Origin of the sequence: Halobacillus sp. H74, from assembly GCF_052246715.1 — a bacterium.
Classification (GTDB): domain Bacteria; phylum Bacillota; class Bacilli; order Bacillales; family Halobacillaceae; genus Halobacillus; species Halobacillus litoralis_A.
On sequence record NZ_JBQQCI010000001.1, the window covers coordinates 112,917 to 126,968 of the forward strand.

At 44.8% G+C, this 14,052-nt stretch carries 12 protein-coding genes; 2 read left to right on the forward strand and 10 right to left on the reverse strand.

The genetic code is table 11. The features are described 5' to 3' along the window. Window positions 1-5: 5 nt before the first annotated feature. The 4 genes from ACTWPX_RS00620 to ACTWPX_RS00635 all read right to left on the reverse strand — a co-directional run bounded on the left by ACTWPX_RS00620 (window position 6) and on the right by ACTWPX_RS00635 (window position 5,533). Window positions 6-1,151: an acyl-CoA dehydrogenase gene (locus tag ACTWPX_RS00620; protein ID WP_443118054.1), complete on the reverse strand. Its 1,146-nt coding sequence runs from the start codon at window positions 1,149-1,151 to the stop codon at window positions 6-8. 21 nt (window positions 1,152-1,172) lie between these two features. Further along, the gene (locus tag ACTWPX_RS00625) at window positions 1,173-2,024 is read right to left on the reverse strand and encodes a 3-hydroxybutyryl-CoA dehydrogenase (RefSeq protein WP_443118055.1); all 852 of its coding nucleotides are present in this window, start codon (window positions 2,022-2,024) and stop codon (window positions 1,173-1,175) included. A gap of 13 nt (window positions 2,025-2,037) precedes the next feature. Continuing rightward, on the reverse strand, window positions 2,038-3,225 hold the full coding sequence (locus tag ACTWPX_RS00630) for an acetyl-CoA C-acetyltransferase (protein WP_443118056.1): 1,188 nt from the start codon (window positions 3,223-3,225) through the stop codon (window positions 2,038-2,040). 175 nt (window positions 3,226-3,400) lie between these two features. Then, window positions 3,401-5,533: a heterodisulfide reductase-related iron-sulfur binding cluster gene (locus ACTWPX_RS00635; protein WP_128525552.1), complete on the reverse strand. Its 2,133-nt coding sequence runs from the start codon at window positions 5,531-5,533 to the stop codon at window positions 3,401-3,403. Window positions 5,534-5,734: 201 nt separating this feature from the next. Between ACTWPX_RS00635 and cls the strand changes: the two genes are divergently transcribed. Then, window positions 5,735-6,919: a cardiolipin synthase gene (gene cls / locus ACTWPX_RS00640; RefSeq protein ID WP_443118057.1), complete on the forward strand. Its 1,185-nt coding sequence runs from the start codon at window positions 5,735-5,737 to the stop codon at window positions 6,917-6,919. 3 nt (window positions 6,920-6,922) lie between these two features. Here the strand turns inward: cls and ACTWPX_RS00645 are convergent, their stop codons facing one another. The 6 genes from ACTWPX_RS00645 to speE all read right to left on the reverse strand — a co-directional run bounded on the left by ACTWPX_RS00645 (window position 6,923) and on the right by speE (window position 11,809). Beyond that, the gene (locus tag ACTWPX_RS00645; RefSeq protein ID WP_443118058.1) at window positions 6,923-7,102 is read right to left on the reverse strand and encodes a XapX domain-containing protein; all 180 of its coding nucleotides are present in this window, start codon (window positions 7,100-7,102) and stop codon (window positions 6,923-6,925) included. A gap of 262 nt (window positions 7,103-7,364) precedes the next feature. After that, entirely contained in the window at window positions 7,365-9,032 is a 1,668-nt protein-coding gene (gene argS / locus ACTWPX_RS00650) for an arginine--tRNA ligase (RefSeq protein ID WP_443118059.1), read from the reverse strand. Continuing rightward, window positions 9,029-9,469 carry a DUF1934 domain-containing protein gene (locus tag ACTWPX_RS00655; protein ID WP_443118060.1) on the reverse strand — a complete coding sequence of 147 codons (441 nt, stop codon included), beginning with the start codon at window positions 9,467-9,469 and terminating at the stop codon, window positions 9,029-9,031. The genes argS and ACTWPX_RS00655 overlap by 4 nt, the downstream gene beginning before the upstream one ends. Window positions 9,470-9,563: 94 nt before the next feature. Then, window positions 9,564-10,007 carry a hypothetical protein gene (locus ACTWPX_RS00660; RefSeq protein ID WP_443118061.1) on the reverse strand — a complete coding sequence of 148 codons (444 nt, stop codon included), beginning with the start codon at window positions 10,005-10,007 and terminating at the stop codon, window positions 9,564-9,566. Between the two features lie 92 nt (window positions 10,008-10,099). Continuing rightward, a complete protein-coding gene (gene speB / locus ACTWPX_RS00665) occupies window positions 10,100-10,972 on the reverse strand; it encodes an agmatinase (RefSeq protein ID WP_443118062.1) in 873 nt (290 codons plus the stop codon). A 6-nt stretch (window positions 10,973-10,978) separates the two neighbouring features. After that, entirely contained in the window at window positions 10,979-11,809 is an 831-nt protein-coding gene (gene speE, locus ACTWPX_RS00670; RefSeq protein WP_443118063.1) for a spermidine synthase, read from the reverse strand. Between the two features lie 188 nt (window positions 11,810-11,997). On the opposite strand from speE, the gene ACTWPX_RS00675 reads away from it, so the two are divergent. Beyond that, complete coding sequence (locus ACTWPX_RS00675; RefSeq protein WP_443118064.1) at window positions 11,998-14,016, forward strand: transglycosylase domain-containing protein; 2,019 nt, start codon at window positions 11,998-12,000, stop codon at window positions 14,014-14,016. Window positions 14,017-14,052 lie beyond the last annotated feature (36 nt).

Consider the following 14,052-nt stretch of genomic DNA (forward strand, 5'->3'; position numbering starts at 1 on the left):
CCTCCTCAATCTCTAAGCAAATGATTTCCGATTACCACACGCTGGATTTCACTTGTACCTTCATAGATTTCACAAACCTTGGCATCCCTGAAAAACCTTTCAACAGCATAATCCTCCGTATACCCGTATCCGCCATGGATTTGAACCGCTTCAATTGCTGTACGGACTGCCGTTTTTGAAGCCATCAATTTCGCAATGGAAACTTCCTTTACGCATTTTTTCCCTTCCGCTTGAAGGGAAGCTGCATTATAGACAAGCAGTTTTGATGCCTCTACCTCTGTCGCCATATCTGCTATCTTGAAAGCGACGCCCTGCAAGTGAGCGATCGGTCTGCCAAACTGTTCACGTTCCTTGGCATATCCAACCGCATGCTCCAAAGCCGCTTCCGCAATTCCGAGCGATTGAGCCGCAATTCCGATCCGCCCAACGTTCAAGTTTGCAAGCGCGATTTTGTACCCTTCTCCCTCATTTCCAAGGAGTTGAGAAGCCGGTACTTCACATTGATCGAAACTCAATGACACTGTACTTGACCCGTGGAGCCCCATCTTCTTCTCTGCTTTTCCGATTGAAAAACCCGGGGTGTCCCGCTCCACGATAAACGCACTCAAGCCTTTACCTGTCTTCACATCAGGATTTGTGCGGGCGAACACGATGAATGTATCAGCCTTTCCACCATTCGTAATGAACACTTTCGATCCATTCAAGACATAATGGTCGCCTCGTTTCTCCGCTCTCGTTTTCAAACTGCCCGCATCAGATCCAGCACCTGGCTCTGTCAGGGCGAACGCTCCGAGGTACTCTCCCGAAGCAAGCTTCGGAATATATTTGTTTTTCTGATTTTCATTTCCGAAGTATAAAATCGGATTTGTGCCCACAGATGTATGCACAGATAAGATGACACCAAGTGTTGCACTGACTTTTGACAATTCATGAATGGCGATGATGTACGAAGTATAGTCCATCTCAGCTCCACCATATTTTTCAGGGATGGGAACACCCATGAGACCCAGTTCCCCCATTTTCGGAATCAGCTCTGATGGAAAGCGGTCTTCCCTTTCCATTCGTTCAACAGCTGGAGCTACTTCATTCTCTGCAAAGTCACGTACCATCTTTCTCATCATCTTCTGTTCATCAGTAAATTGTAAGTCCATTCTCGCTCTCCCCTTCACACGTTAATCGTAGATGTAAAAACCGCGCCCTGACTTCTTACCAAGCCAGCCTGCCTTGACGTACTTACGGAGGAGCGGGCATGGACGATACTTGCTGTCTCCAAATCCATCATGAAGCACTTCCATAATATACAGACATGTATCAAGTCCAATGAAGTCCGCTAATGTCAATGGCCCCATCGGGTGGTTCATACCAAGTTTCATCACGGCATCCACATCCTCTGCAGAAGCCACGCCTTCATGAACGGTATAAATCGCTTCGTTAATCATCGGCATCAGGATTCGATTAGAAACGAAACCCGGAAAGTCCTCGACTTCCACCGGGGTTTTTTCCAACTTTTTCGTCATATCCTCAATCGCTTGATAAGTTTCATCACTGGTTTGGAGCGCACGGATGACTTCGACCAATTTCATCACAGGAACCGGGTTCATGAAGTGCATTCCAATCACTTGGGAAGGGCGCTCTGTTGCTGCCGCAATTTCTGTTATCGGTAGGGACGAGGTATTTGTAGCTAAAATGGCATGAGCAGGTGTAATTTCATCAAGCTGTTGAAAAACACTTACCTTCACCTCCATTTTTTCAATGACTGCTTCGATTACAAGGTCGCAATCCGAAGCATCTTTCAAATCAGTCGTCCCGCTCAACCGCTGGACTGCCTCCTGCTGCTCCTCCGCTGTCATTCTCCCTTTCTCCACAGCACGGCCCAAACGCTTCTCAATGCCCGCCAAACCCTGGTCCAATGCATCTTGACTCATATCATTAAGCTTTACTTTCAGGCCGGATTGAGCGAACACTTGAGCAATTCCTGCTCCCATTTGCCCTGCTCCTATGACCATTACCTGATTGATTGTCATCCTTTATTCCCCCTTATTGTTTCGGAACTTCGATCAATACGGCGTCCCCTTGGCCACCGCCTGAACAGATCGCTGCGATACCTAACCCACCGCCACGGCGTCTCAATTCATAGGCAAGTGTCAGCAAAATACGTGCACCGCTCGCACCTATCGGGTGACCCAAAGCTACAGCACCACCATTGACATTGACTTTTTCATGGTCCAACCCTGCAATTTTGCCACTAGCTAAAGATACGGCTGCAAAAGCCTCGTTTACTTCGAATAAATCTATATCTTCAATTGATTTTCCTGCCTTTTCGAGAAGTTTATTGATGACCAGCCCTGGTGTTTGCGGAAAATGTTGAGCCTCTACCGCAATTTCATCGTGGGCTAAAATAGTCGCTAATGAATCAGCCCCGATTTTTTCAGCTTTTTCATCCGACATTAAAAGCATCGCACAAGCACCATCGTTCACACCCGGAGCGTTCCCTGCTGTAATCGTCCCTGTTTTATCGAAGACAGGACGTAACTTGGCCAGAGCTTCCACTGTCGTAGACTTCCGCGGTGCTTCATCTGTGTCGACAACTGTCGGGTCACCTTTTCGTTGTGGAACTTCGACAGACGTGATTTCTTCCCCTAATTTCCCATCTTCAATCGCTTTTACTGCTCTTTGATGGCTTTGAAAGGCCCATTCGTCTTGAGCTTCACGTGTCAATTCAAACTCTTCTGCTGTCCGGTTTCCATAGTTGCCCATGTGGACATTCTCAAAAGAACAGGTCAATCCATCATGAACCATCATATCTTTGACAGGAGCATCCCCCATGCGTAATCCCCACCGTGCTTTCGGCATGAAGTAAGGGGCATTGCTCATGCTTTCCATACCTCCGGCGACAATCACCTCTTCTTCCCCTAAACGAATGAACTGATCTGCCATTGTGACACTTCGCATACCTGATGCGCAGACTTTATTGACTGTTTCTGTTTTGACCTCCCACGGAATGCCAGCCTCACGTGAAGCTTGACGGGATGGAAGTTGACCCTGACCGCCTTGCAGTACGGTTCCCATGATTACTTCATTCACATCTTCTGGTTTAACTTTCGCTCTTTCTAACGCTCCTTTGATGGCTATACCTCCAAGTTGAACAGCCGTCAATGGTGCTAAAGAACCTCCGAATTTCCCGAAAGGTGTACGGGCCCCAGCTACTATCACAGTTTTACGCATGTGTTTTCCTCCTTATTTTTGATAACGCTTTCAAAAAATGACGATTGAACGCTCGCTCAATTTCGTCTCATAAGGAAAGTGTACATAAAATGCTGTACACTTTCCACAATTTTCACAATATTAATCCTCATTTTTCATACATTCGACTCGTTTCCCTTATTGGTCAAACGTTTGATTAAGCTGTTTTCTCTTCTGTTTTTTCAAACATGGACTTCGCTAATATTTCCGCAATGTCCATTGTACTAACTTCTTCCTCTACTTCTTTTGCTTTCGTACCATCAGAAAGCATCGTCAGACAGAATGGACATCCGCTGGAAATCATAGTCGGTTCCACTTCAAGAGCCTGTTCTGTACGGGCAACATTTACGCGGTTTCCAGACTTCTCTTCCATCCACATCATGCCGCCGCCAGCACCACAGCACATTCCGTTGGAGCGGTTTCGTTTCATTTCAACCACTTCCACACCAGGGATCATCTCAAGCACTTCACGCGGTGGCTGGTAGACTTCGTTATAGCGCCCAAGATAACAACTGTCATGATAGGTGATTTTTTCATTGACTACACCCTCAGGCTTTAAGCGGCCATCCTTCAACCATTCAGCCAACATTTCAGTATGGTGGTAAACCTCTGCCTCAAGGCCGAAATCCGGATACTCGTTTTTGAAAATGTTGTAAGCATGCGGGTCAATGGTAATGATTTTATTCACATTATGTTTTTCAAATTCCTTCATATTCTTTTCAGCAAGTTCCTGGAAGAGGAATTCATTTCCCATCCGACGGGCTGTATCCCCTGAGTTCTGCTCTTTATTACCGAGAATCGCAAACTTGATTCCTGCAGCATTCATAAGCTTGGCGAAAGCCATTGCGATTTTTTGGCTGCGGTTATCGTAGGATCCCATTGAGCTGACCCAGAAGAGATATTCAAACTCTTCGCCAGATTTCTTCAATTCTTTCACAGTCGGAATTTGAACCTCTTCATCCAAATCTCTCCAGTCCTCACGTTCTTTCTTCGATAACCCCCACGGATTTCCCTGGCGTTCGATATTCATCAACGCACGTTGTCCATCTGGATCCATTTTCCCTTCCGTCATTACAAGATACCGACGAAGGTCGATGATTTTATCGACGTGTTCGTTCATGACTGGGCAAGCATCTTCACAGTTTCGGCATGTCGTACATGCCCATAGTTCTTCTTCTGTAATGACATCACCGATCAAGCTCTTTTCGTTTACAGCGTCAAGTGTAGACGCTGCTTCCTCAGTCCCCTGGGAGCGGGCCATTTGAGCTAATGTGTTCCCTTCCGTTCCTGAAAAGGCATAAGATGGTACCCAGGGAGACTGCCCTGTGACAGCCGCACCTTTTTCAGTCAGATGGTCTCTCAATTTAATAATCAAATCCATTGGAGAGAGCATTTTCCCCGATCCTGATGCTGGACAGACATTTGTACAACGACCACATTCCACACAGGCATAAAAATCGATCATTTGTAATTGATCGAACTCCTCGATTTTTCCGACGCCGAAAGAGACCTCATCTTCATCGGCATCTTCGTCGATATCAAAATCTATCGGTTTAAGCTTCCCTGGAGGATCTTCTCGACTAAGAAAAACATTAACAGGAGCAGCGAGTAAGTGAGCGTGCTTGGATTGTGGTACATAAACCAGGAAAGTCAGTAAAATCAACAGGTGAATCCACCACATCACAAAGAACACGGTGGCTGCTGCTACAGGAGGCAGCCATGCGAAAGCGCTTGCAATTGTGGACGCAATAGGCTCTGTCCATGCGCCTTCATGGCCATGCCAGATAATCCCCATGCCGTTCCCTACTAAAACCGTCACCATCAATGTGCCAATGAAAATAAGTACGAGCCCTGCTTTAAACCCACGCTTCAGGCGAACCAATTTTTCTATATAGCGACGATAAAACGCCCAAATGACAGCAACAAGAATTGTTAATGTCACAATTTCCTGGAAGAACGTGAAGCCAGGATAGAAAGGCCCTAATGGTAAGTGGGAGTCAGGTGCCAGTCCTTTCCAAATGAAATCCAGCGCCCCGAACTGGACAAGGATAAAGCCATAGAACATCATGACATGGATGATGCCTGATTTTTTATCCTTCAATAATTTTTTCTGTCCGAAAACGTAAATCCAAATTTTCTGTAAACGTCTTTTCAGTTGTTTATCATACTCGAATTTCTTCCCCATCTTAATATAAGCGACACGGGTTTGTACGACACGAACAAATAAGTACAAACCGTATACCGTTACGCCAAGGAACAAAATCCAGTTTGCTACTAACAACGGATTCATATGTTCTCCCCCTCTTTGTTGTTATCGCAAAATGCGCGATTCCCCTTTTCTCGGCCCAGAAACTTAAAATTTTCTGAATCTTATAGCTTTACTATAAATTATGAATGAGCATTCAGTCAACATATTTTCGCCTTTTTCCTATTGAAACCTCAAGAAACGGGGAGACTAGGAGGAAGAAACAGTTAAGGAGATGGATCAGCCATGCTCATCACTCTTGTTCTAATAGCTATCCTTTTCATTTTATTACTTATCATTGATTTTAAAATAGGGAAATATAACCATAATCAAAACCCCCGCACCCTCCCTAAACAGGAAACTACAGGGGATTACCAGCTATATAAAAATGGATCTGCCCTTTATGAAGATTTATTCCAGGATATCGCGAATGCCGAATCACAAGTCGATGTATATTTTTTCTTAGTGGACAACGACTATATCAGCCAGAATTTCCTGCAAGTGTTAAAAAATAAAGCGATCGAAGGAATTCCAGTCCGCTTATGTACCGACCGTATCGGAGGATATAAATTGAATAAAAAAATAAGGCAGGATTTGAAAAGATCAGGTGTGCAATTCGCCTTTTCTGAGACGCCCGGCTTCCCTTATTTCTTTTATCGGATAAACCGGAGAAATCACAGGAAAATCACCGTAATCGACGGAAAAATCGGTTATATCGGCGGTTTTAATATCGGCAGTAATTATATTGGAGGTTCTGCGAAGTTCGGGGACTGGCGTGATTATCACTTACGGGTGACTGGTCCTGTGGTAAGTGCTATTCATGGAATTTTACTGGATGATTGGTATTTAGCTACTGGTGAAAAGATTGAAAAACATACGACTACTGAAAAAGGAAAGCACAAATTGAAAGTGTTCGCCACGGACGGTGTCGAGCTGGAAAATGAATTCACCAGTATTGTTCAATCCGCAAAAAATGAGATCTTGATTGGATCACCTTACTTCGTCCCTACCGAGCAGTTACAAAAAGCTCTGAAACAAGCGATTAAGAATGGGGTAGACCTTCACATTTTAATTCCAATGAAAGCTGATCACCCTTTTGTTAAAGAAGCTGGCATCCCTTTTTTAGAGGAATTATATCATCACGGTGGTCACGTTCACTTTTATGATGATGGGTTTTACCATTCCAAAGTGATCATGATCGATGGGAAATTCGCGGATATTGGCACGGCCAATTTTGACCGGCGTAGTTTTTTCTTAAACAAGGAAGTGAATACGTATGTTTATGATGAAGTATTTATCAGTGACTTGCGAAGGTCTTACTTTGAAGATGTTGCCGATGCCGTCCCGTTTGATGACCACTGGCTTAAGAGGCGCGCTTTGAGTACGCGGATAAATGAAAAGATCGCAGTATTCCTGCGACCTTTTTTATAACGTTCATTTGAAAATTTCCGGCAGCATCGGACCAACCCATCCCATGACTTTGAAACCTAAATATATGCCTATGATTCCAGCAACCCCAGCAAAAGCTGGCGGGGCTGGGATAGGCAGCTTGAACCCCGCAAAAATGAGCCCAACTATAAATCCTGTCAATAAAGCGATGATGACTTCTTTCATTATTTCCACTACCTTTCAATATGTAATACTGGGCTTTATCTTTTCCCATGCTTTGATTTGTCATGCAATCGTCTTTTTTCAGCTTGACTTCCGCTTCGAGATACATTTACACATGCCATGGTTATATCTCCGGTTTCTCACGGAAGCATCATTTAATCATACATTGCTCACTTAACGAAAAGAAGGACTGTATCCCCTGCCCTCAACAAAAAAGAACGCCCCTGCCCATTCAGCAAAGACGCCCTTTTCTTACTATATGTGGTTACATTTGTTTTGGTGCAGAAACACCGATCAATTTCAGGGCATTATTCAATGTTGTACGCACAGCTTTCATCAAAGCGATTCGTGCGGCTGTACGATCTGGATGAGCCTCGTCGAGTACTTTTACCGCATTGTAGAAACTATGCAGATTAGAAGCAAGGTCGAATGCGTATTGAGTCACACGATGTGGTGTACGCTTTTCAGCTGCATCTGCAACGACTTGCGGGAATTCTCCCAACCGTTTCAGCAGATCTTCCTCTTTTTCAGAGGTTAAGTGACTGGCATCAAAAGAATCGCTCACCAGCCCCTTGTCTTCTGCCTGCTTTAGCATCGTACAGATACGGGCATGTGCATATTGGACGTAGTAAACAGGATTCTCGTTTGATTCTGAGCGTGCCAGATCCATGTCAAAGTCCAGGTGAGAGTCGCTTGAACGCATAGAGAAGAAATAGCGCATGGCATCAATGCCGACTTCTTCCATCAGCTCCCGAAGCGTAACGGCTTTTCCGGTACGTTTGCTCATTTTCACTTTTTCACCGTCTTGGAAGAGATTGACCATCTGGATGATTTCAACCTCCAGGGTATCTTTATCATACCCAAGTGCTTGAATTGCTGCTTTCATTCGTGGAATATAGCCATGGTGGTCCGCACCCCAGATGTTGATCAACGTGTCAAATCCACGATCCATTTTATTTTTGTGGTAAGCGATATCGGGAGTCAAATACGTGTATGTTCCGTCATTCTTAATTAACACACGGTTTTTATCATCACCGAAACGAGTAGTTTCAAACCATGTTGCCTCATCTTTTTCAAAGACATAGCCTTGGTTTTTCAACACTTGCATCGCATCGCTGATCTGCTCTCCTTGATAAAGCGATGTTTCTGAGAACCACTCGTCGAATGGAACACGGAATTCCTCAAGGTCATTTTTGATTTTATCAAGCAGAAACTTCAAGCCGTATTCACGGAAGAATTGCAGACGTTCTTCTTTTTCAACATCTGCCCATTTGCCACCGTCACTTTCTATGATTTGTTCACCTAACCCGATGATGTCCCGGCCGTGGTAGGCATCCTCAGGCATCTCCCAATCTTTTCCGAGAGCTTGCATATAACGCGCTTCTAAAGAGAGAGCTAAGTTCATCATTTGGTTTCCGGCATCATTGATGTAATATTCACGGGACACGTCATAGCCTGCAGCGTCTAAAACGTTACATAGTGAATCACCGACCGCCGCACCACGCGCATGGCCTAAGTGGAGCGTACCTGTCGGGTTCGCAGACACAAACTCGACCTGGACTTTATGGCCTTTGCCGCTATTTGTACGTCCGTATTCTTCATCTGCATCTAAGATGGCCGGTACCAATTCAGTCAAATACTGATTATTCATGTAAAAATTGATGAACCCCGGCCCGGCAATTTCAATTTTATCAATTGATGCTTCCGTATGGTCGAAATGCTCGACGAGCTCCGTTGCGATGACTCGCGGATTCTTCTTCGCTACACGTGCAAGCTGCATGGCCATGTTCGTTGCATAGTCACCATGGGTTTTGTCTTTAGGCTGCTCCAAGACGACTTCTGGCATTTCTTCTTCACTTGCGAGTTCAGCTGCTATGACAGAACGCACGATTTCGTTTTTCAACTTTTGTTCCATTTGTTCAACGATATTCATGATTCGCTCTCCTCCTCAAACGTCAATGTCAAGCGGTGTGCTTGGGTCACTTCGTGGTTTAAAGTCATTTTATAACTCAAATAAAGGCGTCCTTGAGTAGATTCCTGCAACGATCGGAAATCCAGTTCTTCTGTATATGTCTTCATATGAAAATCTCCATAGGTATGGTGATATAGGTTTTCTGTTTCCATCGACTGTTGGAAAACCTGGCGCATTTCCACGCCGCCGCTGCGCTTAATGCTTACATGTTCCGGCTTGATTGTCACCATTGTGTTGACAGGTTCGCTTTCTTCCGGGTGCTCGGTAAAGGTGAGCACTTGGGTGTCGCCACGCGAGAAAAATTGTCCAGGTCCCTGGATCTCCATCGTCTCATTCCGATCCTCATCCTGGATTTCCGTGACAACCTGTACCTGGACCTCTTTTGCGTTACTTGGCATCTCTACTCCACCTTTTCTTTCGCCGAATTTTACGTACATGATATAACTAATACATTATAAGAATTCGAATCGAAAAACGCAAGCGAACCAAGTATCATTCAAGCAAGCGGCTGACTTGTTCATGAACTTCGTTGATATTTGAAATGTGGTTAGGGACACTGTATGCAGCATATACAACCAGGATAGCCAAAACTATCGTCACGTACCACCTGGTGGATAGATGTTTTTTTAATGGTCTTAGATCCGGAATGAATAATAGCAATAGAAAGGGAAGCAGAATCCCGATAACTGTTACATCTATTCTCCATTGTTGTTGTTCCGCTGATACTGCTAAGGTATAACGCAGCACGTCATTCATCCGGTTTCCAACACTCACTTCTTCAACCTCCTGCGCTAGACCCTTTTCAATCACCATCGTCTCGTTGTTGAGCGAATAACTGTAGTTCGAAGGGTTCCATTCAGCCCCGAAGGTCAATAAAAGCAAGCCGGTCATGACGACTGCATATGACAATAGAATCGTAAATTTCTTTTTATCCAAAACAAAGCGCTCCTTTGTGTAATTTCATGAAAATGTCTTCAAATAGAAAGAACCACTATGAGCCCTCACAGTGGTTCTTCCTATTCTATCATTTATTTGACAAACCCTAAAAGCATTTCGCGGACGAATTTGCTGGCTGCAATCGGAGTCTTTTCTGTAGGATCATAAACTGGCGCGACTTCCACCAGATCTGCTCCTACAATGTCCAACTCACTCCCGGCTATGGCATGAATGCTCGCAAGCAGCTCTTTGGAAGAAATGCCTCCCGCTTCTGCCGTCCCCGTTCCCGGCGCATAAGCAGGGTCGAGCACATCAATATCGACTGTCACGTATACCGGCCGTCCTGCTAATTCCGGCAAGATTTCTTTCAATGGCTCCAACACTTCAAACTTAGACATATGCATTCCCGACATTTCAGCAAATTGGAACTCTTCTCTCATTCCTGAACGTATTCCGAAAGAATAGATATTCTCAGGACCGATCAACCCGCATGCTTTCCGAACGGGGGTGGAATGTGAGAGGACTTCACCTTCGTACTCCTCACGCAAGTCAGCATGGGCATCGATATGGATCAGCGCAAGGTCAGGGTACTTCCGGTACATCGCCTTGATGACAGGCCATGTGGCTAAGTGTTCCCCACCCAGTCCGAGAGGGAATTTCCCTTTATCCAATAATTCCTCTATATAACCTTCAATGATGTCCAGACTGCGGGCAGGGTTCCCAAAAGGGAGCAGCAGGTCACCAGCATCATGATAGAGGACTTCTTCAAGGTGTTTATCCAAATAGGGACTGTACTCTTCTAATCCGATCGAAGCTTCTCTGATCCGATTCGGTCCAAATCGTGACCCCGGACGGAAACTGACGGTCCAATCCATCGGCATGCCGTAAATGACAGCCTCCGCTGCCTCCTCACTTGCCCGGCTCATGATGAACACTTTTCCAGAATAGGCTTCATCAAAACGCATTGATCATCACTCCTTTGTCAGATCTTTTACGAACTTCGGCAAGGCAAAACAAGCTTTATGAATCTCTTCTGTATAGTATTTCGTATCGATATCGAAGAAACGCTCGTCCGAAACTTGCAGTGGGTGATAGATGTTGCTTCCCATTGTGAACGTCCACAGCCCGCTTGGATAAGTCGGGATGTTCGCGGTGTACACTTTCGTAATGGGGAAGGTCTCTTTGACATCAGCATGGACCTGTTTCATTAAATCCGCTTTGAACCACGGGTTATCCGTTTGCGCTACAAAGATCCCATCCTCTTTCAACGCTTTTGAAATCCCCTCATAAAAACCTCTTGAAAAAAGGCTCACTGCTGGTCCAACAGGTTCGGTAGAATCAACCATGATGACATCGTATTCACGTTCACTTTTTGCAATGTGCATAAATCCATCCGTCACTTTCACTTCCACACGCTCATCATCTAGTGCACCAGCGATGTTCGGCAAATATTTCTTTGAGTATTCAATGACTTTCCCATCAATTTCCACGAGTACCGCTTTCTCGACGCTGGAGTGTTTCAATACTTCCCGGATGACTCCACCATCACCGCCCCCGACTACTAATACTTTCTTAGGACTTGGATGAGTGAATAACGGAACATGGGCGAGCATTTCGTGATAAACGAACTCATCTCTCTCTGTTGTCATGACCATGTCATCTAAGACAAGCATATTTCCCCATTCTTCTGTTTCAAGTATTTCCAAATCTTGAAAATCAGTTTTCTCACTATGGAGCGAACGATTGACTTTCGCTGTAATCCCGAAATGATCGGTTTGTTTTTCGGTAAACCATGTACCCATGTTACATTCTCCTTTTTCATCTATGGATCTTTCCATTTAATATAAAAAAACATACAAGAAGTTTATTTTACTACTTATTCTCCCATAATAATAGCAGTCTTTATAAAAGTTGAACAAATACTTACACATTCATAACAGTGGGGAGTATAAACAGAATGCTATCATTTCTCAGATTTTCATACAGGTGGATGAAGCTTGGTATTAAACTATCTTTTTTCAGTGCGATTGCTGCCCTCATAGGCGCTATCGTTGTGCTTATTTTTGCCATCACGCAAGGCCCTCCTTCTCTTATGACTGAGCAGAATACCGTCTATTACGGTAAAAATGGCGAAATCATCGGTGAGGACCGCGGGGCAGAAGAGCGGTATTGGATTGATATTGAAGATATGCCAGAAGCAATTAAAGAAGCTACTTTAGCCATTGAAGACCGGCGCTTTTATGAACACTTCGGTTTCGATCTTAAACGAATCGCTGCCGCTGCCCTGACTGACTTGCGACAAATGCGCATGGCCGAGGGCGCAAGCACGATCACTCAGCAGTATGCACGAAACCTTTACCTTTCTCACGACAAAACGTGGACACGAAAAATTCATGAAGCTTTATATGCTATACGTTTAGAGATTTTCTACAACAAGGATGAGATTTTGGAAGGGTATTTGAACACCATCTATTACGGTCATGGAGCTTACGGGATAGAAGCAGCCAGCCGTCATTACTTCAACAAGAACGCTGGAGATCTCACTTTGACCGAAGCGGCTATGCTCGCTGGTGTACCCAAAGGCCCCAGTTACTATTCTCCTTTGACGAATGAAGAAAATGCTGAAACGAGACAGCAGCAGATTCTAGCAGAAATGGAACGCAACGGCTACATCAGTTCTTCTGAGAAAAGAGAAGCGGTGGAAGCAAGTCTGGTTTATTCTACAACTCAAGAATCAGACAATAAAGATACCGCTCCATATTTTCAAGATCAAGTAGTGGAGGAAGCGGCAGAGCTTTTAGGAGTGGACAGGGAGAGTGTTGAAACAGGTGGGTACCATATTCAAACAACCCTGGTGGAAGAACACCAGCAAATTTTAGAGGATAAAGCAAAAAGAAACATTCCTGACGATGATGAAATCCAGGTGGCAGCGGCTGTCATGAACAGCCATACAGGGGCAATCACAGCCTTAATCGGAGGTAAAAATTACGAGGAAAGTCCTTTCAACAGAGCTACTCAAGCAAAAAGGGCGATCGGATCGACCATTAAGCCATTCCTCTACTATGCGGCATTAGCAGAAGGCTATTCTCCTGTGACGATGATCGAAAGTAAACAGACTGAATTTGATATTGAAGGCTCACCAGAGCCATATGAACCGTCTAATTTCAACGACCAGTACGCAGAAAAACCGGTGACCATGGCTCAGGCACTTGCGGTCTCCGATAACATTTACGCAGTATCCACACACCTGGATATCGGACCAGAGAAGCTTGTAGACACTCTTCAGACTTTCGGTATTGAAGAAGACTTGAAGCCACGTGCTTCCCTTGCCTTAGGCTACTCTTCCATCTCTCTCTATGACATGATGAGCGCCTATGGAAAAATGATCAAAGGTTCAGAATCATTAGAAGGGCACACCATAAGTAAGATTACTGACCGTCATGATAATGTGCTTTACGAATATCAACCGGTTTACAACAATGATGACTCGATCGATCCGGAACGAGCCTTTACCGTCACTCATATGATGACTGGAATGTTCGATTCGTCGCTTGATGCTGAATATGCTTCCGTGACAGGATCACCAATTAAAGGAAAGCTCACACGGATGTATGGAGGGAAATCAGGAACAACCGACACAGATAGCTGGATGATCGGTTTCAGTCCACAATATTCCTCTGGAGTATGGGTGGGCTATGATAAAGGTGGCCACTCATTAGAGGGGTTCAATGATCATCGCTATGCGAAAGCCATTTGGGCCGATACGATGGAAGCCGTTCACGAGTCCCTCCCAACAGCCGCATTCATTCCACCCCCAGGGGTCAAAGGTGTCTATATTGACCCAGAAACTGGAGCTCTCTCAGGACCCAACTGCCCGCAAGAGCGCTTGGTTTATATGGAAAAATCTGTTATACCTGAGGAAGTTTGTGGCGGAGACGAGAGCAAGGACTTGGAAGATGAATTCAAGAACGATCCATGGTTTAAAGATGTCGTCGACTGGTTCTTCTGATAAGCAAACATTTGAAGTAGATTAAAAAAAGACAAA

What these genes read in the sequence shown, in the direction of transcription:
- ACTWPX_RS00620 (WP_443118054.1), bottom strand. Translation starts at nt 1,151, where the DNA reads ATGGACTTACAATTTACTGATGAACAGAAGATGATGAGAAAGATGGTA.
- ACTWPX_RS00625 (WP_443118055.1), bottom strand. Translation starts at nt 2,024, where the DNA reads ATGACAATCAATCAGGTAATGGTCATAGGAGCAGGGCAAATGGGAGCA.
- ACTWPX_RS00630 (WP_443118056.1), bottom strand. Translation starts at nt 3,225, where the DNA reads ATGCGTAAAACTGTGATAGTAGCTGGGGCCCGTACACCTTTCGGGAAA.
- ACTWPX_RS00635 (WP_128525552.1), bottom strand. Translation starts at nt 5,533, where the DNA reads ATGAATCCGTTGTTAGTAGCAAACTGGATTTTGTTCCTTGGCGTAACG.
- cls (WP_443118057.1), top strand. Translation starts at nt 5,735, where the DNA reads ATGCTCATCACTCTTGTTCTAATAGCTATCCTTTTCATTTTATTACTT.
- ACTWPX_RS00645 (WP_443118058.1), bottom strand. Translation starts at nt 7,102, where the DNA reads ATGAAAGAAGTCATCATCGCTTTATTGACAGGATTTATAGTTGGGCTC.
- argS (WP_443118059.1), bottom strand. Translation starts at nt 9,032, where the DNA reads ATGAATATCGTTGAACAAATGGAACAAAAGTTGAAAAACGAAATCGTG.
- ACTWPX_RS00655 (WP_443118060.1), bottom strand. Translation starts at nt 9,469, where the DNA reads ATGCCAAGTAACGCAAAAGAGGTCCAGGTACAGGTTGTCACGGAAATC.
- speB (WP_443118062.1), bottom strand. Translation starts at nt 10,972, where the DNA reads ATGCGTTTTGATGAAGCCTATTCTGGAAAAGTGTTCATCATGAGCCGG.
- speE (WP_443118063.1), bottom strand. Translation starts at nt 11,809, where the DNA reads ATGGGTACATGGTTTACCGAAAAACAAACCGATCATTTCGGGATTACA.
- ACTWPX_RS00675 (WP_443118064.1), top strand. Translation starts at nt 11,998, where the DNA reads ATGAAGCTTGGTATTAAACTATCTTTTTTCAGTGCGATTGCTGCCCTC.